Origin of the sequence: Nitrosomonas sp. Nm33 (genome assembly GCF_900107265.1) — a bacterium.
Taxonomy (GTDB): domain Bacteria; phylum Pseudomonadota; class Gammaproteobacteria; order Burkholderiales; family Nitrosomonadaceae; genus Nitrosomonas.
This window is the reverse complement of record NZ_FNPJ01000025.1, coordinates 1-19,947: the sequence shown is the minus strand read 5'-3', so window position 1 is coordinate 19,947 and position 19,947 is coordinate 1. Positions and strand designations below refer to the sequence as shown.

Here is a 19,947-nt window from a genome sequence, read left to right as displayed (position 1 = left end):
ATAATACGACAAGGTAAAGCCGACAAAGTCAGGTTGGATTTAGAAATGGAATAATATCGTTTGGATTGACTTGGCTAGCTTATTTAGCGATGATTGCATTTGGTAATTCTTCATCCACCTTTTGAGATTGTAAATAATCAGACTATACAGACCGTATAGTCAATTATTTCACAAGCTCACTCATTATAATAAAAGGAGCGATCATGACAACGAACACAATTTTCAAACATAAAGTTAATACTATTATCAGTAGCAAACACTTATTAAAACATCCCTTTTATATGGCCTGGACTGATGGCAAACTGACCAAAGATCAGTTACGCCACTATGCGGAGCAATATTTTTATAATGTGCTGGCTGAGCCGACCTATCTGAGTGCTGTGCATTTCAACACGCCGCATATTCATGCTGAAACGAATAGCGGTGATATCAGTGTGCGCCAGGAAGTACTCAAGAATTTGATTGATGAAGAACATGGTGACGGCAATCATCCTGCTTTATGGAAAGCATTTGCATTTGCCCTGGGGGCAGATGATAAAAGCCTGGCCAATGCACCTGCCCTGCCAGAAACAGAAAATCTGGTTTCAACCTTCCGTGATATTTGCCTGAATCAGCCTTTCTATGCTGGCCTCGCAGCACTACATGCATTTGAATCACAAGTGCCCGATATTGCAGCAGTTAAGATTGATGGGCTGGCCAAATTCTACGGCATGAACAATCCGAAAGATTATGAATTTTTCTCAGTTCACCAGAAAGCGGATATCTACCATTCGCAAGCAGAATGGGCCATCATCGAGCGATTTGCTGATACTCCAGAAAAACAGGCTCAAGTGCTCGCTGCTACCCAGCGTGCCTGCGATGCCCTCTGGAAATTCCTGGACGGTATTCATGAAACCTATTGCGCAAATCTGATCTGCGATCAAGAAGCGGCTGTTACACTGCATTAATCAAACACACATGGGTGGATAAGACACTTTATCCACCCAACAGTCTCAGGAACCTTCTTTCTCCTGAAAAGAGAATCCTGCCATAGTAATTAGCCATTGGTTTCGATAAGTACCACCCACTTCACCTAAAAATATAATGCATGCGGTACAATGCCCATTACCTTACATGAGCTGTAATGGGAAATTTCTTTGGAAACTTTGCTCAGCAGGACTGAGATTTGAAACAATGAGATCTTAAACAAAGTAATTTAATAGACTCGGTTACCCTGTTAAGGATCTGTTCAGGTTTGAGTGATTACACTTTATTCAATTTCGTAAAATTATTTTTTGCTGCAACCAAGTTAACAAGAGGTTTACATAATGAACAAAACAACCATGAGAGTAGCGCTGATCGCTAGCCTGCTAATATCTGCCTGCGCTTCTCAAACTAGATGGACACCTACTGTCGATACTTACAACAATCCAAATGCTAGTCGACTGAATCAAGACTTGTATGAATGTGATCAACTCGCGCGCGAAGCCTCTGGTGGCACAGCTAAAGAAACAGCGGTCGGCGCTGGGGTCGGTGCTGCACTCGGTGCGGCCGGCGGGGCGGTAGTCGGTGCCTTCACCGGCAATCCTGGCAAGGGCGCAGCAATTGGCGCCGCAGCTGGTGGTTTGGGTGGAGCTGCTAAGCAAGGGTTTGGAGCAGAAGAATCGTTCAAAAGTGCTTATCGGAACTGCCTGCGTAACCGCGGCCACAGAGTCGTGAATTAATTATTTTAGACCTCAGGCTGGCACTATAATGAGCTAACATCTCAGCCAGCCTGATCACTCAGCAGGAATATTGTTAACTCCCTTCGCGCACATGACAGAAGGGAGCATTCCTCCCTTTACCTCAGATACCGCTACTTTATAGGGTGTCACGCACGTTGATGCGGATACGTGGCAAGATATGAGAAAACTGAAAGATCACTCTTTGCATCCCTAGTTTGTTTTCTCAACACTGTGTTCCATCAGCCTGGTTCACGGCCCGCTTACTACCATCTTTTGGCGAAACTTTATTCTCACAACCGCTCAATGGAATAATCCCGTCTAAAGTGGCAAAACATTGATCCCGGCTAGTCACCAGAAAATCCTGTAGATACGGCATAGAAGCAGTTTCCTTGCGCGTCGACACGAATAAATCGCTCCATAAGCCATTAGTACCGATGCGCCGCGCAATGACATAATCGTGATCGACATAGTTTTTGATTCCCCAATTGGGCAACGCCGCGATTCCCCGGCGACTTGCCACCAATTGCAAGATAGCCACGGTCAATTCTGCTGTCCTTCGCTGCCAAGAAATGCCCGCAGGCTTCAGTATCTTGCTGATCAGATCGATACGCTCTTCCGGGACAGGGTAAGTGATCAGAGTCATATCAGCAAAATCTGTTGCCTCCAGAGTTCGTTTTTTGGCTAGCTCATGACCTGGAGCAAGTACTGCTAGAATCTCGAAACGAAACAAGGGATGGTGAACAATGCCTCGTTGCGGTTTGTTTTCTGATCCAATGATAATATCCGCCTCCTCCCGCTTAAGCAGTTTGATAGGGTCGGCGTGAAATCCGGAAACCAGATCCAGTTCCACTTCCGGCCAATGCTTGCGGAAGGTATCCATGATAGGCATCAACCAGTCAAAACAGGTATGGCATTCCAGCGCAATGCGTAAATTTCCACTCGTTCGCTGGGCAATTCTGGCGAGATCCCGCTCGGCAGCCTGCACTTCCTTGATAATTTTTTCCGCTAACAGGACAAGACGTTCTCCTGCATCAGTCAACTGGATAGCATGCCCCTGTCGTTGAATCAGCGGTATCTGGTAATAATGCTGTAATGCCTTGATCTGATGGGAGAGCGCCGATTGGGTAAGATGCACGCGCTTAGCGGCGAGCGATAAACTGCCGGTCTCTTGTAGCGCGCTCAAGGTGCGAAGGTGACGTAATTCAAGCATATTAATTTAAGTAAATATGAATCATATTCATAAATTTAATAAAAATTTTCATTTGATTCATAGTTTAACATACCACACAATGATTGTTCTTTTCATACAATTTAAAAAAGAGCAATTATGGCTTTGACACACAATCTAGGGTTCCCGCGGATAGGCGCACGCCGGGAATTGAAACAAGCGCTTGAAGCATACTGGCGCAAGAATATCGACGCGAAACAATTACAAGATCAAGCAAAAGCTATTCGGAAAGAAAATTGGCTTCTGCAAAAGAAAACCGGTCTCAATCTGATTCCTGTCGGCGATTTTGCCTTGTATGACCACATGCTCAATATGACTGCATTACTTGGTGCAATACCCGATCGCTTCAATTCGACTCAGTATGACACCATGCTCGATCTGTATTTTGCCATGGCACGGGGTACCGCCAATCAATCCGCGATGGAAATGACCAAGTGGTTCAATACCAACTATCACTATATCGTTCCGGAATTTAACAGCCATACCCATTTTCAGATTACCTCGGAGCAGTTGTTTGACGAGATCAATGAAGCCAAGGCATTGGGTATTTCTCCCAAAGTGGTATTGATTGGTCCACTGACATATTTATTTCTGGGCAAGGAAACAGAAGTGAATTTTAATCGCCTGGATTTATTGCCTCGTTTGCTGCCCGCTTATCACGAAATTCTGTCTAGAATTGCAGCGCTTGGCGTACAGTGGGTACAGATAGATGAGCCCTGCTTGGCATTTGATCTGGAGGAAATCTGGTTAGAAAAGCTGAGTGAAGCCTATACAACCCTACGAGGAAGCGGCCCACAATTGCTGCTGACGACCTATTTTGATGCCATTGATGAACATGCAGCAAGACTCAAAGCCTTACCCGTCGATGGCCTGCATATTGATTTATGTCGCGCACCGCATCAGCTCGATACATTTCTTGCCGATTATCCGGTTAATAAAGTACTTTCACTGGGTATCATCGATGGGCGTAACGTGTGGCGCGCCGATCTTTCTCAAGCATTGGCAACTTTGTCACAAGCACAATCTTTCCTTGGTGAACGATTGTGGATTGCACCCAGCTGCTCGTTATTGCACTGCCCAGTCGATCTCGAACTGGAAACCAGGCTGGATGGTGAAATTAAAAACTGGCTTGCTTTCTCGGTCCAGAAACTCAACGAAATTGTTATTCTGGGACGTGGATTAAACCAGGGAGAAGCATCAATCCAAACCTCTCTGCAAGAGTCCGTTGAAGCCAGGCAGGCAAGACAGCAATCCAAACGGATACATCACCCGGTAGTACAAGAACGAGTGAAAAAATTAACGCAACGCGATTGTCAGCGTCACCTCCCCTTTGCACAACGACAATCTTTGCAACAACAATATTTTCAGTTACCGCTACTGCCGACCACCACCATCGGCTCATTCCCCCAAACAACCGAAATTCGCAAAGCCAGAGCCGCTTTCAGAAAAGGGGAGTTCAGTCATGTGGACTATCTTGAGGCCATGCGCGCTGAAATCCAAAATGTCATCCAGCAACAGGAAGAAATAGGGCTTGATGTGCTCGTGCATGGTGAAGCCGAGCGCAATGATATGGTTGAATATTTTGGAGAACAGTTGTGGGGCTATGCTTTTACTGAAAATGGCTGGGTACAAAGCTACGGTTCCCGCTGTGTTAAGCCGCCTATTCTCTATGGTGATATTTACCGCCCGGAAGCCATGACGGTCAACTGGATCAGCTATGCCCAGACTCTGACCAGCAAACCAGTCAAAGGAATGCTAACAGGCCCAGTAACCATGCTGATGTGGTCATTCATACGCGATGATCAGCCCTATTCGGAAACCGCGCTGCAGCTTGCACTGGCTATTCGCGATGAGGTAAAAGATTTGGAGCAGGCGGGAATTGGCATGATTCAGATCGATGAACCCGCTTTTCGCGAGGGGCTTCCGCTGAAAAAATCAGCTTGGTCTGAATACCTGCAGTGGGCAGTCAAGGCATTTCGCATCGCTAGCTCAGGTATAAAGGATGAGACACAGATTCATACCCATATGTGTTATTCGGAATTTCACGATATTTTGCCGGCCATTGCTGAAATGGATGCAGATGTGATTACCATTGAGACTTCACGCTCACGCATGGAATTGCTGGATGCATTCGCGCAGTTTGCTTATCCCAATGAAATTGGCCCAGGTGTATATGACATTCACTCTCCACGTATCCCGGATACTGATGAAATGCTGGCATTACTGGAAAAAGCGCTCCGATGCATCCCACCACAGCAATTATGGGTCAACCCCGATTGCGGCCTGAAAACACGGAATTGGGCTGAGACTGATGTCGCATTGAAGAAAATGGTCAGCGCGGCACACATTCTGCGTAATAGGATAGTTGCTTGATATCATCAATGAGGAAGAGCAGTATCAAATATATTTCTTACCTTCGATTCAGGTACCGGAAAAGTTTGAACCTAAAAACCGCAGCTGATCCCTTGATTGAAGAGCTAAGCCCCCGACATATGGAAGCATTTTCGAAACTTTCTCATTCACCAGAATGGTGATGCCGCTACGAAGTGCATGGTAATGTTGCTCCAGGTGCGAATGCGGCGCTGCTCTTCGTAGCAGGTGGTGATCCTGCGGCTTTATAGCGCCTTGCCTCGCAACCTGGATCACCACACGCTCTACCTCGTCCAACCGCAGCTTTTAGGTTGAACAGTTGCTATACATTAACCACTATGCATTAGCCGTTATAATTACTATTAGTTATAATCAGCAGTTTGAAAGCCCCCGAATCAATCAACAAAACTACTTATTCTGCTTTCTGTCAAATCCAGGAGCATAAACAAGTTATTATTCAATCTTCAGCATTATCATGGATGAACAATCAAGTCTGCTGGCATTGTTTACCAGCAGCTTCCTGGCTGCCACTCTTCTTCCAGGAGGTTCAGAAGCAGTATTAGTAAGCGTGCTCATGGCTTACCCTGAGCTTTACAGCTCAGCCTTGAGCGTCGCAACACTCGGCAATACGCTGGGTGGGATGAGTTCTTATGTGATAGGCCGTTTATTGCCAGATGAAGAAGCGATGCGCAGCAAAATTGGGAACAAAACGCGTGGATTAGAATGGACACGCCGTTATGGAGCGCCGATCCTCTTTCTTTCCTGGTTACCCTTGATCGGTGACGTATTGTGTGTCGCTGCAGGCTGGTTGCGCATCCACTGGCTTTGGGCCGTCATATTTATCGCTGTAGGAAAATTTGCGCGTTACTGGGTCATTGCTAGCGTAATCGGTTAACCCCCAAACAGTGAGAGGGAGTTAACCGATTATTAACTAAGCTATTATTTCTCAAATAATTTCTGTAGATCTCCACTTTGATACATCTCGGTCATGATATCTGAGCCACCGACAAATTCACCGTTTATATAAAGCTGTGGAATAGTCGGCCAATTAGAATAATCTTTAATTCCCTGACGAATTTCCGGGTTGGCGAGCACATCAACTGAAAAAAAGTCTTGGACGCCACATGCTTTGAGTATCTTTACAGCATTAGCAGAAAACCCACATTGAGGATGTTCAGGTGAGCCTTTCATATAAAGCACTACCGGATGAGTATTAATTTGCTGCTCAATCAGCTCATTTGCGTTCACGTCTCAATATCCTCCTTAAGCAATTATTTTAAAAGCTAATTTTATTATTAGATAACTAGGTAACACTCTGGTTCTATTTCTTATCAGTAATTATTGTGGTATCTCATCATTCCGCAAGAATACCTCATTAATCATATTCTAGCAGCTAGCTTATCGCCAGCGGCAGTTAGCTTGTTGCCAGCGCACGATCATCACGTTGCCCGCCACTCACCCGTAGTATCCCTGCCAGATCTGGACAGGAGAATATGTTAATGAAATTGGATTCTGCTAGCAATTGTCGGCAAATAACGCTCTGATCATAGCCATGCTCCAGTAACAGCTCACCACCTGGGGGCAAAAAATCAGGTGCATTGACGATAATTTTACGAATACATGCCAAGCCATCATCGACTGCTGTCAGTGCTATACGAGGCTCAAAACGTAAATCACCTTGATCCAGATGGGGGTCTCCCTCAGCCACATAAGGTGGATTCGAGACGATCAGATCAAATTCTACCTGATCCAATCCATCAAACCAGTTTCCCGCACGTATCTGCACATTATGGATCCCCAGTTTTTCTGCATTCAACCGAGCAATTGACAGCGCATCGGCTGAGAGATCGACTGCAGTAACACGTGCAAGTGGTCGATGCTTGGCAATGGTGAGCGCAATTGCGCCACTCCCTGTACCTAGATCAAGAACGTTACAGGTTTGATTAACTGGAATACGTGATAAGGCTAGTTCTACCAGTAATTCTGTTTCCGGTCGAGGAATCAGAACGGCAGGCGTAACCTTAAAAGTCAGATCATAAAAATCGCGCTCACCAACAAGATAGGCAACTGGCTCACCTGCAATTCTCCTCGTTACCAGCAATTGGAAAGCATCAACTTGCTCGCGATTCAATACATTGTTTGAGTGAACAGCAAGAAAGACCGCATTTACATTCAACGCATATTGAAGCAATAGGCGTGCCTCTATGTCATCTATATGACGACGTGCATCTTGTAGTGTCTGTGCTATCGTAACCTGCATATTTGCGCAGCTACTCTAGAGTGATTACTCCCCTCTAGTCGTCATTTTTCCATCATAGATGCCAGTTGCTCTGCTTGATGTTCAGCCATCAATGCTGAACACAGCTCATCGATATCACCATCCATGATTTGATCCATCTTATAAAGCGTAAGATTGATCCGATGATCTGTAACTCGCCCTTGCGGAAAATTATAGGTACGAATCCGCTCAGAGCGCTCTCCGCTTCCCACCAGTGATTTGCGTGTCGCAGCTTGCTCTGCCTGTTGCTCACGCATTTGCTTATCCAGAATTCGAGCAGCCAAGACACTCATCGCTTGCGCCTTATTTTTATGCTGAGAACGCCCTTCCTGACATTCGACGACGATACCCGTTGGTAAATGGGTGATACGCACTGCCGAATCCGTTTTATTGATATGCTGACCACCTGCACCGGATGCCCTGAATGTATCGATTCTTAAGTCAGCCGGGTTCAGTTCAACGCCGGTAATTTCATCCACCTCTGGAATAACTGCAACCGTACAGGTAGAAGTATGTACTCTCCCCTGCGTTTCTGTCGCTGGCACACGTTGTACTCGATGGGCGCCTGATTCAAACTTGAGCCGAGAGTAAGCCCCATAACCGATAATCCTGGCGATGATTTCCTTGTATCCGCCCACATCAGAAGGGCTTTGCGAAATGATCTCGACTTGCCAGCGCTGTCGCTCAGCGTAGCGTGTATACATACGAAACAGATTCCCCGCAAAAAGAGCAGATTCATCTCCACCCGTACCTGCACGAATTTCCAGAAAAATATTGCGCTCATCATTGGGATCTTTAGGTAATAACTGCTTAATCAGTTCAGCTTCTGTTTTCTGGAGTTTCTCTTTCCCGGCTACAATTTCAGTTTCAGCAAAATCCCGCATCTGGGGATCGGCGATCATCTCTCTGGCGGTTTTAATATCCAACTCGGTTTGCTGATAAGCCTGATAAAGCTCAACCACTGGAACAATCTCCGCCCGCTCACGAGTAAGCTTGCGATATTTATCCAAATCGGCTGTGATCTTCTCGCTGCTCAATAATTGATTCAATTCCTCCAGCCGCACACTCAGACGAGTGAGCCGGTCTGCAATACTTTTATTCATTGTGGGTAATGTAGTTGATATAGCCGATTGATTAGCTCGACCAGCTCATCTCGCTCATCATCGGCTGCGTGATTCAGCATACTGGAAGGAAGGTGTAAGAATTTGTTGGTCAATCCATTACTGAGCGATTCGAGTATCTTTTCTGGATTCTCACCCTTTGCCAACAGCTTCTGCGCGCGTGCAAGCTCATGCCTTCGAAATTGCTCCGCCTGATCTCGCAATGCTCTGATAGTCGGAACCAGTTCGCGTGTTGCCAGCCAACGCATAAAATCAATCACATTGGTATCGATAATGGTTTCAGCTTGGGCTACTGCGCTAAGGCGTGAATCCAGCCCCTCTTTGACTATATCTGCCAGATCATCAACGTAATAAAGAAACACATCATCCAGCTCTGCGACTTCCAGTTCGACATCTCGAGGGACTGCCAAATCGACAATAAAAATGGGTCGATGTTTGCGAATCTTGATGGCACGTTCCAACATGCCCTTACCCAAGATCGGGAGAGGGCTTGCGGTACAGGTAACCACAATATCGTGCAACGCTAGCTGCTCAGGCAATTCGCTAAGCGGGATAGCTCGCGCATTGAAGCGTCGCGATAATGCTTCGGCCCGTTCAGCAGTGCGATTGGCAACTGTAATCCGCTTGGGACGCCTGGCAGCAAAGTGGCTAGCGCAAAGCTCGATCATCTCTCCCGCACCAATAAATAAAACATTCTGTTCACTGATATCGCCAAAGATCCGCTCCGCTAAGCGTGCAGCGGCAGCAGCCATTGATACGGAACTAGCACCAATCTCAGTGGATGTACGTACTTCCTTGGCCACAAAAAAAGTACGCTGAAACAACTTATGTAACAACAACCCTAGCGTACCAGCATTCTCCGCTGACTTGATCGCATTTTTCATCTGGCCGAGTATCTGTGGTTCTCCCAGCACCATGGAATCCAATCCACTGGCAACCCGAAAAGCATGCTTGACTGCCTGCTCACGTGGCAATCGATAAAGATAAGGATCTAACTCACGAGGGGGTAAATGATGAAAATCCGTCAGCCAGTGAATCGCCGTGTCTGGCTTGTCAGTATTACAGTAAATTTCAGTGCGATTACAGGTTGAAACAATGGCAGCCTCTTTAACTGCATGATTCCCTACTAAATCATGCAAGGCATGCACCATTGTATTTTCAGTAAATGTAACCTGCTCACGTATGCTTAACGGCGCTGTATTGTGATTGATACCAAAAGCAAATAGCTGCATGAAAGATGATCTTTAAATGGCTAAAAATCGGAAATACGTAATTATAGCGGAAGTTTAAGCACCATTAATGAAAGGAATATGCTTGTCATACACACTTCTTCTTACTAGCCGCATAGATTCTGAGTTATTAAATTAACGCCACGACATAATTGGAATAGTAGAGATACTGTTTTTAGGTGATCCCTCAATAACTCTATCGCTATAGGCCAGATAAATCAGCACATTGCGTTTAGGGTCATAAAAACGCACTACTTGTAATGTCTTAAATAGCAGCGAGGTACTTTTTTTAAATACTTCCTTACCATCTTTCTGGCCATTTTTCACATTCTCGGGTAGTTCGATTGGACCTACCTGACGACAAGCTATTGAGGCATCAGAAGTATCCTCAGCCACTCCTACCGTACCACTAATGCCACCTGTTTTTGCCCGACTGAGATAGCAAGTAGCTCCCACAACCTCCGGGTCATCAAATGCCTCAACAATAATTTTATCATTAGCACCCAAAATCTTAAATTTGGTGGATACACTACCAATCTGTTCAGCCATTGAAGAGGAAGCAAACAACAATATTAAAACCAATATCAAAAACTCGATTTGCTTTGGAATATTTAAGAGACAAATCATAGTATGGCTTCTCCGTTTCATCATGCTCTATCACTACTCAGTTAGGTATTTAATCAAAATCTCGTTGAACCCTTAGATGACATAAATCGATAAATGTTTAATTGCACTTATTGATGGTTAATATAGACCGCGCTACCAATCCAGGGCATGTCAAGCTTGTCTCTCTCCATTGCGCAGGCTCGAAACGGGATATCCATATGAATGGACAGGAATTTTAACGTGCATCTCCTAATGATAAAAGTGTTTTGTTATTTAAATCACTCTAATCGCCCCAATATCATGTAAAACCTTAACCTTCTTATTACATGCAAGAGAAATTGACTCAAACTTACTCTAACCCACCAATGAAACTAATTCCATTTCCAAATAGCATGGATAATCCCCAACATTCAAACTTTATCGCAAAGTATTTGTCTCGACAGACATAATGATAAGAAAATGTATCTATCAATATTCGCATAGAATCTGAGCATACCAGACTAATAGATGGAAAGCTGAATATCATGCAATGTCGCGGAGTAGCTGTCATGCGAGTTATTCATACTTTTTTTAGTTCCTAATCTTTATACTTGTTTTACTTCATTTAATCTTTTCTCATTTTGTAGCGCTGTTAAATTACGTATTACTAGAAAAGGCCGCTCATGCCCAGAAAATTACATTTAATAATCATATTGTTAAACATGATAACATTTACTATTAATTTAACTCGATTAATGAATAAAATTCTGGCGATCTTTGCGTCAAGGGTTCTTGTTAACAATTCCTCGATTTTGTCTAAAAGGATCATGCCGTGAACGTTTTTTACGAAGAATCTGGTATTTTTAAGGTTGGCACCATTCTTGCTGACAATACGACCTCTTTACAAGTAGAAGCATCACACGGCAAACGCTCCAAAATCAAAGCTTCCTCGGTATTGTTACGATTTGAAGTCCCACCCTTATATGAATTCATGTATCAGGCACAGCAGGTTGCTGCTGATCTGGATACTGATTTTCTCTGGGAATGCTGCACGAATAGCGAAGAATTTTCGAGTCATACTTTAGCTGCCGATTACTTCGGACACTCACCTAGTCCAGTGGAAGCGGCTGCAATCATGATTCTTCTGAATAGCGCTCCAATGTATTTTTACAGAAAAGGACAAGGGCGTTATAAAGCCGCTCCAGCTGAAGCTTTGCGAGCAGCACTAGCCAGCCAAGAAAAGAAACGACTGGAAGCAGAACAACAAGCTCGTTATAAGCAACAATTGAGCACCTTCATTTTTCCTGAAGAATTCAGATCACAATTAGATGACCTACTTTATAAACCAAATAAAAATACCATTGAATGGAAAGCGCTCGAATCAGTCTGTACTGCAACCAAGCTCAGCGTTCCCAAATTATTAGAAAAATGTGGCGCCATACCCTCTACCCACGATTATCACTTTAATCAATTTCTGCGAGAGCATTTTCCGGAAGGAGCCGCCTTCAATCTCCCCGAAATAGATTGTGTATTTAGTGATCCTGAGAATTTACCGATAGCAGATATAGCAGCTTTTAGTATCGATGATGCTACCACCACTGAAATTGATGATGCTTTTTCAGTTACACCGCTCGCTCTGGGAAGCTTCCGTATTGGCATCCATATAGCGGCGCCAGCCTTAGGAATTACTCCTGGCTCACTTCTGGATAAAGTTGCCGCAAAACGCCTTTCAACTGTTTATCTACCCGGGCGGAAGATTACTATGCTTCCTGAAAAAACGATCGATCTTTATACTCTCAGTGAAACGCGATTACGCCCGACAGTTTCACTCTATCTGGATGTAGCAGACGATTTTACTGTAATAAGCTCTCAAAGCCGAATAGAAAAAATCAGAGTCATCGCCAATCTGCGTCACGATGCCTTGGAGCAACAATTTAATGAGGATACACTGAGAAAAAATCGCACAAATTACCCTTTTGCGCATGAGTTGAGTTTACTTTGGAATTTCTCCCGCAAGATGGAAATACTCCGCGGCAAGGAAAATGATATCAATAATGAAAAAATTGATTACAGCTTCTTTATTGAGCAGGATCGTATCACTATTCAAGAGCGTCGACGCGGCTCACCAATCGACAGAGTCGTTTCTGAATTAATGATTTATGCGAATACTGAATGGGGCAAACAACTTGCCGATGCGGGAATCGCAGGCATTTATCGCAGCCAGAATGGGGGAAAAGTAAAAATGAGTCTTTCTCCGGCCCCTCATCAGGGGCTCGGTGTGGCCCAGTACGCGTGGAGCAGCTCACCAATGCGTCGTTATGTAGACTTAATCAATCAGCGACAACTTATCGCATTACTGACAGATGCAGTACCGTCCTATTCGAAAGAGAACGATGAATTATTGATATCAATACGGGATTTCGAACAAGCTTATAGTATATATAGTGATTTCCAACGTGCCATGGAACGTTATTGGTGTCTGCGTTGGTTGCTACAGGAAGATATTCAAGTAACTAGTGGGCAAGTCATTAAAGAAAACTTGGTAAAGGTCGATCGTATTCCTTTGATCGTACGTGTGCCTTCATTACCAGACCTCTTGCCGGGTACAGTTGTTAAGTTAGAATTATCCCAAATTGACTTAATTGAATGCACCTTGAATACTCGATTTTTATATAAAGAATAAGTTTGAAAATATATTTTTCATTTATGAGATACTTTTCATCCATCGTCGATTATTCCATCTTCAAAATATGTGTAAACGAAATTTCGTTATAAATCACAGTAAACGCTTTGGGAGCAGTGGAGACAAAGCCCCATAATGATAAAATGAGTACAACAAATTTTGGTGAAGCCACATTCCAAGTAGCTAAGCGAGAAATAAGTGTTCACCGATCCAGCTATCGGGACGTATTGTAGATTTGCTCACAAGCGCTCATATGAGTTAGTTAACTTTATCTAGCCGTTATTCGCTCTAAGATGTTAGATTACAGCCTTTCGATACCCTATCCTGGGTTATCTTATCGACCAAAACGCTTCTATGTCGCAATACTGATTTCACTGCTCCTCCACGCAGTTATCCTCTGGGGGATCACTTTTAAGGTACCGGAACCTGTCGTCAATAATGTTGCAAAATCGCTGGAGATCATTCTGGTCAACAGTAAATCTGAGCAAAAACCTATTGACACGAATATATTGGCACAAACCAATTTGGAGGGAGGTGGCAATGTTAACGAGGATCAGCGTGCTAAATCGCCTTTGCCAGTATTGCCCCAAACCAAGCCATTAGTTGATCTTGCTCAAGCAACCAAAAAAACAAAACAGCTGGAAAATGAAGTCAAGAAGCTCATGAGTGCTGTTGAAAGCAAACCTCGCATTATTGAAGCCGAGCCTCAGACAGAACAATCTGAAAACAAACCCACACCCTCTTTGGACAGAACAGACTTGTTACAGCGTAGCCTTGAAATTGCTCGCCTGGAAGCCCAAATCAGCAAGGAATATGAAGAATATCAGAAACGACCCAAGCGCAAGTTTATCGGTGCACGCACAAAAGAATATCGTTTCGCGCGCTATGTAGAAGACTGGCGACTGAAAGTCGAACGCATCGGTAATTTGAACTACCCCGAAGAAGCCAGGAAACAGCAGCTTTATGGCAATTTACAGCTAACTGTTGGCATTCGATCGGATGGCAGCCTTGAGTCCATCAGTATTGATCGCTCCTCTGGAACAAAAATTCTCGATGATGCAGCCATTCGTATAGTCAGACTAGCAGCTCAAAATGGTTTTGCGCCTTTTCCACCCGATATCAGTCGAGATACGGATATCTTACACATTACCCGTACCTGGGTATTTGAACGCTCAGATAAATTAATCAGCGAATAATCAGTAAAATAATACGTTCAGTCTACTGATTCCCATTTGAAATTTTATTCTTCAGTTCACACTTTACGGAACAATGTTATGCCTGATTTTTATGCCGTAATTGGCAATCCCATACACCATAGCAAATCACCTGTCATCCACAAGCAATTTGCACAAGAAACTCAGCAGGATATGCAGTATGAGGCTATTCTGGCTCCTCTGGATGGGTTCGAAGTGGCGGTTAGGGCATTTCAGCAACGAGGAGGTAAGGGTATGAATGTAACCCTTCCGTTCAAGCTAGAAGCTTATGCGATATCAACATGCTTAACAGAGCGAGCAAATGCCGCCCAAGCAGTCAATACACTTAAATTTAATGGGAGTCATGACATTCTTGGTGATAACACTGATGGTGCCGGGTTGGTGCGGGATATCGAGATGAATCAACAGGTTGTCATTGCCGGCAAAAGTATTCTATTAATGGGGGCTGGCGGTGCTGCACGAGGTGCTATTTTACCACTGCTGGAACTCAAGCCACGCATACTTGCCATCGCCAATCGCACTAAAGAGAAAGCGCAAGTGTTACAAAGACAATTCTCTTCTCATGGCAATATCTTATCGGGACATTATCAAGATTTCTCTGGAGAAAGTTTTGATATTGTCATCAATGCTACTTCAGCAAGTCTCCATGATGAGCTGCCTTCTTTACCGGAAGGTATCTTTTCCAAAGAATCACTAGCTTATGACATGATGTATGGTAAAGAGCTGACGCCATTTTTAAGATTTGCCCAGCGGCAAGGAGCGAGCCAGCTAGTTGATGGCATTGGCATGCTTGTCGAACAAGCTGCGGAATCTTTTTTCTTATGGCGCGGCATCAGACCAGAAACGAAAAAGGTGATTGAAATATTAAAGAATAACAGACACTAAACAATATCCACGTCACTCATTGAGCGCAGAATATCAATCACTTAATCTCAGCTTCTAAAGAAGTTAATCGCGCAAGGGATACACGGCAAAATTTCTCAACTGTTGGCTATGGCAACGCTTACTCTTATTTTTCAGCATCCCCTGCTCTATCTGTTATGGATACTGTTCTATATTGCTCGCCTTCGTATCTGTTTGATTTGGAAATGGGATAATCAAGAGGCATTTCTTGCCTCAATTGTAGCTAATCCATGCGATTATGATCGAAATCGCAACGTGCAGAAGCTGCTGAAAAAAGCAATCTCATTCTCAGCCGCGTGCCCGTGACACAGATCCTTTGATCGAGTACTCCTTAAGAAATTCGCTTCTAAGTCATCTTTAAAACTTTCTAGTTTTTACTAACTGGCTCAATGTGCCAGACTGAGTTAACATTCATTCCCTTAAAAGCTAGTTCTTTTACTTTAATTTCACGGTCAATAAATCTGTAAAAACAGACTCTCATTCCTGTGATATAACAAAAAAAAGACAATGCTCACTTCCTTGTCTCTTTTAATTAATAGGAATTGAGTTTCCGTTTATTTCGTTTGTTTATTGTGACAACCCTTCTCCCATCGGAGATCTGCTATGACTGAAGATAGCCATCCTCATGAAAATGAAGACTTGCAAAGCAAACTGGAGCGGGTAATTTATTTGCTCCGTAAATACAGACTGGTAGAAGGGTTAGTACGCCTGCAAGATACCCCGCGTCAAGAACTGGTTGAATCTGTTATCCAGAAACAAAATCTGGCAAGTCTGCAGAATGTGCTTGATAAGCTTCATCCGGCAGATATCGCGCATATTCTGGAAACATTGCCATTGGAAGACCGTCTCTTTATATGGAGTCTGGTCAAGACTGAAAATGATGGAGAGGTGTTACTTGAAGTTTCCGATGCTGTCCGCGAAACACTCATTGCAGACATGGGCAGCAGCGAATTGGTGGCAGCAGCTGAGCAACTGAATGCAGATGAAATTGCTGATCTTGCACCAGATTTACCCAGCGAAGTCATCGAGGATGTATTTCGGGCGCTGCCTCTAGAAGAGCGTGAGCAACTGCGCGCTGCAATGTCCTACCCAGAAGACTCTGTGGGAGCACTCATGGATTTTGATGTCATTACGATACGCGAGAATGTCAGGCTTGAGGTGGTATTGCGTTATTTACGGCGCCTGGGTGAATTACCAGACCATACCGACCAACTATTTGTCGTCGATCGCAATGAACATCTCAAAGGGGTCTTGCTACTGAATCAGCTTTTGGTAACTGATCCTGACGTTATGGTCAGCGAGGCAATGACTGCTGAAATGGTTAAATTTCATCCCTATGACAAAGCACAACAGGCAACCAAGGCTTTTGAACGCTATGATCTTGTTTCTGCCTCAGTAGTTGATGCAGATAGGAAACTATTAGGACGAGTAACCGTTAATTCGGTGTTAGATTTCATTCGTGAGAAAGTTGAAAGCGAAGCTCTTAGCCAGGCAGGTCTGAGTGAAGAAGAGGATTTGTTTGCACCGATCTGGAAAAGTGTCAAAAACCGTTGGGCATGGCTTGCCATTAATTTGGTAACAGCGTTTATTGCATCACGTGTTATTGGTCTGTTTGAGGATTCCATCGAGAAATTGGTTGCACTGGCTGCGCTGATGCCCATTGTAGCAGGGGTGGGCGGAAATTCCGGCAATCAAACCATTACTATGATCGTTCGTGCCATTGCGCTAGGCCAGGTCAGCACTGATAGCACACTTAAACTGATTGGTAAAGAGATTGGTGTCAGCCTGATAAATGGTTTGGTATGGGGGAGTATCGTTGGATTTTTTACCTATCTCATCTATCAGAATATCCCACTTGGTCTCGTCATGGCTTTCGCTATGGTTCTGAACTTGCTGCTAGCTGCATTAGTAGGAGTACTCATTCCATTGACTCGAATAAAAATGGGTCGCGATCCAGCCATTGGCTCCAGCGTCATGATTACCGCAGTAACCGATAGCGGTGGTTTTTTCATTTTTCTGGGACTTGCCACGCTCTTCTTGTTATGAGTAATCCTGAAACAACCACTAAATAGCACTCATAGGCAATAGAAAATTAATTTAGTTTATAAAACAAAATATTATCAAGCGGAATAATAATACAGCAGCCAGATCACATAACTGCTTTTTCACAATACTCTTAGTATTGAAAATAAGATTGTGTGCATTTACATTATTGTCGTCACCAATCCCCTGTAGTTTTTTCAATACATCAAACTTATTGCTATACGCTTGGCGAAAAGGAAGTGATACTCTGAGCGCACCGAGGTATGAATAATCAACTAATTGATTAATATATCTAAATATACTTTAGATAATCAAAGTTATACATAAATCAATCTTAATATTAGTAGGAACGGTAATATTGACTGGTCCAGAGAAACCATCTATTTTTGTTATTAAGAACAAGATCTACGATCCTATTCTCAAATGAAAGGTGCCAGCGAGGACACAGAATGGGAGGAAACACTGGCACCTGACTAAGATAAGAGAATCACTTAGTCTATATTATTTTAGGAGCTCAATATTGCACTATCATGACACTAAAGCTTTTAAACTATTGACTAGGTAGGTGTCTCACAGATTACTCTGTGATGAAGGCAGCGAAGCCAGCAGGGAAACGAAGAGCAATGAATACCCGTCGTAAGTTGAACTACGATGTAGCCAGTATCGAGCCGTTGATAATCCACCTCTTTACATAAACATAACAATCTAATCTTTTTGGAGAATTTACTATTAAACACGTAAAAGTAGTGCAATAGCGCCTGCAATGACTACTAATTCCATGAACCAAGCGTGTATGCCTGCCGGAATATGTTTTAACATTACACGCGCAACAAACGCACCCGGTGCAGTGCAAAGTCCAATGAGAAGACCCATCAGAGCCAGCTCTAGATTGAGTACGGCGAAACTGCCGAAAAGAATAATTTTCGCTATACCCAATGTGACAGAAATAACCGCATCTGTTGCAACAAGAGCACTGCCATTAATCCCAACTGACATCAGCATAGAAATTAGAATAGCACCCGTGCCCGTCATGCCACCATTGATGAACCCAAATGCTGCGCCTGCACCAAGTTCAGTAGTGGTCGAAAACCTGAGTTGCGCATTGCGCAAGATTCTTCGTAATAGAACACTTGCTAGCAGGAATGAACCAAGGAGGAGAGTAATCCAATCAGCGCTGAGCAGCGTGTAGCTGTACGCGCCAGCAATACACGCAGGTAGACCCAGAACAAGTATATGTCGCACATGAAGCCATTGAATTTCTTGCCAGAACGCGATGACCCGACTACCATTGTTCAAGAGCATAGCGACAGCCATTACGGGAATAACGTTGGTTACCCCGACAAGCGGAACTACGAACACTGGTAGAATCAAACCAGTGCCATAGCCAGATAATCCTGCCAAAATCGAAGCACTGAATGCGACGAAACATGTCAGCATAAGCTGTAATGGGCTCGTGATTAAAAACTGAAATGCTTCGTTTAATGACATTTACTTTTTTGAGTAATATTCTGAATAAACACTGGCTTTTATCACATAAGTATTTTTACTACTTTTTTTACCACAACTACAACCTCAAATTATCCAAGGGTGACAGAAGAGAGTATTTTCATCACACTTAACTGTTGTTCCTCTTAGAATTCTGATTAAAGTGAGGTCTAATGCTTTATTACACGATCAAACTACTTGTCACCGCTATATTAATCGTAGCGATCACCGAAATTACTAAACGAAACACAGGAATAGCTGCGCTTGTGGCATCTCTGCCATTTACAGCTTTACTGGCGTTTGTTTGGCTCTATGTTGAGGGTTCTCCGTTATCGCAGATAGCTGATCTTTCATACCAAATTTTCTGGCTGGTGCTGCCTTCACTCCTGCTGTTCTTGCTATTCCCCATATTACTTAAGCAGGGCCTTGGGTTTTGGCTTAGTCTCAGCCTCTCCGCTGCAGCCACTATCGTCTGTTATTTTGCTTTCTTGCCTCTTCTGCGCCGGTTTGGGGTACAGCTATGAAAAAAGCCCTGCCATAACAGTCAAGAATTAAATTCCTTAAGTTACTGATAAAGAAAGCTTCTTTCCGCCTAATCGGCTGTTGTAAGCAAGCGAATGATCAAGTTAATCTATTTTGACTTTCTGCTTTAGTGCATCGAACCTACCTCATGGAGGTCTGCAAAAGGATAAACCGAGGAAATTCTATATAAGCACTTTTCAGGGAGTACCTTGGCAGACATTGATTGGTCTAACGCTATAGCCTAACCAGTTAAGAATGATTCAGAATGCATAGGATTTGAAGAGCGTATCGACGGTTTGGTTTTGTTGTCTACGGAGCGCCTTGGCCTGTACCCATTTGTGTTCGATGGGATTGAGATCAGGAGAATAAGCGGGAAGGTATTCAAGGGTATGCCCGGCGTTATGTATGGCATCCCGTGTGTCTTGTCTCTTATGGAAGGTGGCATTGTCCATCACAACGATGGAATGTAGTGGCAATTTAGGCAACAGGTCCTGCATCGCCCATCCATGAAACACATCAGCATTGATGTTGGCTTCAAACAGGCCGATGGTTACCAGTAGCTTTCCAATCAGGGCACCAATCG

The 19,947-nt window shown here is 43.8% G+C and carries 17 protein-coding genes; 9 read left to right on the top strand and 8 right to left on the bottom strand.

The features are described 5' to 3' along the window. The first annotated feature begins 203 nt into the window (after nucleotides 1–203). Nucleotides 204–947: a 4-aminobenzoate synthase gene (locus BLV54_RS07060; RefSeq protein ID WP_090569791.1), complete on the top strand. Its 744-nt coding sequence runs from the start codon at nucleotides 204–206 to the stop codon at nucleotides 945–947. 360 nt (nucleotides 948–1,307) lie between these two features. Beyond that, nucleotides 1,308–1,703, top strand: coding sequence for a glycine zipper family protein (locus BLV54_RS07055; RefSeq protein ID WP_090569788.1), 396 nt, complete (start codon nucleotides 1,308–1,310; stop codon nucleotides 1,701–1,703). A gap of 223 nt (nucleotides 1,704–1,926) precedes the next feature. Here the strand turns inward: BLV54_RS07055 and BLV54_RS07050 are convergent, their stop codons facing one another. Further along, nucleotides 1,927–2,913, bottom strand: a complete 987-nt coding sequence (locus BLV54_RS07050) for a LysR family transcriptional regulator (RefSeq protein ID WP_090569785.1) — start codon at nucleotides 2,911–2,913, stop codon at nucleotides 1,927–1,929. A 117-nt stretch (nucleotides 2,914–3,030) separates the two neighbouring features. Between BLV54_RS07050 and metE the strand changes: the two genes are divergently transcribed. After that, nucleotides 3,031–5,304, top strand: a complete 2,274-nt coding sequence (gene metE, locus BLV54_RS07045) for a 5-methyltetrahydropteroyltriglutamate--homocysteine S-methyltransferase (protein ID WP_090569782.1) — start codon at nucleotides 3,031–3,033, stop codon at nucleotides 5,302–5,304. A gap of 472 nt (nucleotides 5,305–5,776) precedes the next feature. Continuing rightward, a complete protein-coding gene (locus tag BLV54_RS07035; RefSeq protein WP_090569777.1) occupies nucleotides 5,777–6,196 on the top strand; it encodes a YqaA family protein in 420 nt (139 codons plus the stop codon). Nucleotides 6,197–6,240: 44 nt separating this feature from the next. Here BLV54_RS07035 and grxD read toward each other — a convergent pair whose 3' ends face one another. From grxD to BLV54_RS07010, 5 genes are all read right to left on the bottom strand, one after another. Then, on the bottom strand, nucleotides 6,241–6,549 hold the full coding sequence (gene grxD, locus BLV54_RS07030; protein ID WP_090569774.1) for a Grx4 family monothiol glutaredoxin: 309 nt from the start codon (nucleotides 6,547–6,549) through the stop codon (nucleotides 6,241–6,243). A 166-nt stretch (nucleotides 6,550–6,715) separates the two neighbouring features. Further along, entirely contained in the window at nucleotides 6,716–7,561 is an 846-nt protein-coding gene (gene prmC, locus BLV54_RS07025) for a peptide chain release factor N(5)-glutamine methyltransferase (protein ID WP_090569771.1), read from the bottom strand. Nucleotides 7,562–7,602: 41 nt separating this feature from the next. Next, nucleotides 7,603–8,682 (bottom strand): peptide chain release factor 1, encoded by a 1,080-nt coding sequence (gene prfA, locus BLV54_RS07020; RefSeq protein WP_090569768.1) that lies wholly within the window; start codon nucleotides 8,680–8,682, stop codon nucleotides 7,603–7,605. Continuing rightward, nucleotides 8,679–9,932: a glutamyl-tRNA reductase gene (gene hemA, locus BLV54_RS07015; RefSeq protein ID WP_090569765.1), complete on the bottom strand. Its 1,254-nt coding sequence runs from the start codon at nucleotides 9,930–9,932 to the stop codon at nucleotides 8,679–8,681. The genes prfA and hemA overlap by 4 nt, the downstream gene beginning before the upstream one ends. Nucleotides 9,933–10,064: 132 nt before the next feature. Next, complete coding sequence (locus tag BLV54_RS07010) at nucleotides 10,065–10,478, bottom strand: CreA family protein (protein WP_371113277.1); 414 nt, start codon at nucleotides 10,476–10,478, stop codon at nucleotides 10,065–10,067. 868 nt (nucleotides 10,479–11,346) lie between these two features. Between BLV54_RS07010 and BLV54_RS07005 the strand changes: the two genes are divergently transcribed. The 4 genes from BLV54_RS07005 to mgtE all read left to right on the top strand — a co-directional run bounded on the left by BLV54_RS07005 (nucleotide 11,347) and on the right by mgtE (nucleotide 17,360). Next, nucleotides 11,347–13,197 carry a ribonuclease catalytic domain-containing protein gene (locus BLV54_RS07005; protein WP_090569759.1) on the top strand — a complete coding sequence of 617 codons (1,851 nt, stop codon included), beginning with the start codon at nucleotides 11,347–11,349 and terminating at the stop codon, nucleotides 13,195–13,197. 293 nt (nucleotides 13,198–13,490) lie between these two features. Next, nucleotides 13,491–14,393 carry an energy transducer TonB gene (locus BLV54_RS07000; RefSeq protein ID WP_090569756.1) on the top strand — a complete coding sequence of 301 codons (903 nt, stop codon included), beginning with the start codon at nucleotides 13,491–13,493 and terminating at the stop codon, nucleotides 14,391–14,393. 78 nt (nucleotides 14,394–14,471) lie between these two features. Next, nucleotides 14,472–15,296, top strand: coding sequence for a shikimate dehydrogenase (gene aroE / locus BLV54_RS06995; RefSeq protein WP_090569753.1), 825 nt, complete (start codon nucleotides 14,472–14,474; stop codon nucleotides 15,294–15,296). Nucleotides 15,297–15,917: 621 nt separating this feature from the next. Then, nucleotides 15,918–17,360 carry a magnesium transporter gene (gene mgtE, locus BLV54_RS06985; RefSeq protein ID WP_090569748.1) on the top strand — a complete coding sequence of 481 codons (1,443 nt, stop codon included), beginning with the start codon at nucleotides 15,918–15,920 and terminating at the stop codon, nucleotides 17,358–17,360. Between the two features lie 726 nt (nucleotides 17,361–18,086). Here the strand turns inward: mgtE and BLV54_RS06980 are convergent. Further along, on the bottom strand, nucleotides 18,087–18,845 hold the full coding sequence (locus BLV54_RS06980; protein WP_090569745.1) for a sulfite exporter TauE/SafE family protein: 759 nt from the start codon (nucleotides 18,843–18,845) through the stop codon (nucleotides 18,087–18,089). A gap of 170 nt (nucleotides 18,846–19,015) precedes the next feature. Between BLV54_RS06980 and BLV54_RS06975 the strand changes: the two genes are divergently transcribed. After that, nucleotides 19,016–19,366 carry a DUF3147 family protein gene (locus BLV54_RS06975; protein ID WP_090569742.1) on the top strand — a complete coding sequence of 117 codons (351 nt, stop codon included), beginning with the start codon at nucleotides 19,016–19,018 and terminating at the stop codon, nucleotides 19,364–19,366. Nucleotides 19,367–19,624: 258 nt separating this feature from the next. Here the strand turns inward: BLV54_RS06975 and BLV54_RS06970 are convergent. Further along, on the bottom strand, nucleotides 19,625–19,947 hold a 323-nt coding region (locus BLV54_RS06970; protein WP_143032443.1), incomplete at its 5' end, for a transposase.

What these genes read in the sequence shown, in the direction of transcription:
- BLV54_RS07035 (WP_090569777.1), top strand. Translation starts at nt 5,777, where the DNA reads ATGGATGAACAATCAAGTCTGCTGGCATTGTTTACCAGCAGCTTCCTG.
- hemA (WP_090569765.1), bottom strand. Translation starts at nt 9,932, where the DNA reads ATGCAGCTATTTGCTTTTGGTATCAATCACAATACAGCGCCGTTAAGC.
- BLV54_RS06980 (WP_090569745.1), bottom strand. Translation starts at nt 18,845, where the DNA reads ATGTCATTAAACGAAGCATTTCAGTTTTTAATCACGAGCCCATTACAG.
- mgtE (WP_090569748.1), top strand. Translation starts at nt 15,918, where the DNA reads ATGACTGAAGATAGCCATCCTCATGAAAATGAAGACTTGCAAAGCAAA.
- BLV54_RS06975 (WP_090569742.1), top strand. Translation starts at nt 19,016, where the DNA reads ATGCTTTATTACACGATCAAACTACTTGTCACCGCTATATTAATCGTA.
- BLV54_RS07000 (WP_090569756.1), top strand. Translation starts at nt 13,491, where the DNA reads ATGTTAGATTACAGCCTTTCGATACCCTATCCTGGGTTATCTTATCGA.
- aroE (WP_090569753.1), top strand. Translation starts at nt 14,472, where the DNA reads ATGCCTGATTTTTATGCCGTAATTGGCAATCCCATACACCATAGCAAA.
- metE (WP_090569782.1), top strand. Translation starts at nt 3,031, where the DNA reads ATGGCTTTGACACACAATCTAGGGTTCCCGCGGATAGGCGCACGCCGG.
- BLV54_RS07010 (WP_371113277.1), bottom strand. Translation starts at nt 10,478, where the DNA reads ATGGCTGAACAGATTGGTAGTGTATCCACCAAATTTAAGATTTTGGGT.
- prmC (WP_090569771.1), bottom strand. Translation starts at nt 7,561, where the DNA reads ATGCAGGTTACGATAGCACAGACACTACAAGATGCACGTCGTCATATA.
- prfA (WP_090569768.1), bottom strand. Translation starts at nt 8,682, where the DNA reads ATGAATAAAAGTATTGCAGACCGGCTCACTCGTCTGAGTGTGCGGCTG.
- BLV54_RS07050 (WP_090569785.1), bottom strand. Translation starts at nt 2,913, where the DNA reads ATGCTTGAATTACGTCACCTTCGCACCTTGAGCGCGCTACAAGAGACC.
- BLV54_RS07060 (WP_090569791.1), top strand. Translation starts at nt 204, where the DNA reads ATGACAACGAACACAATTTTCAAACATAAAGTTAATACTATTATCAGT.
- BLV54_RS07055 (WP_090569788.1), top strand. Translation starts at nt 1,308, where the DNA reads ATGAACAAAACAACCATGAGAGTAGCGCTGATCGCTAGCCTGCTAATA.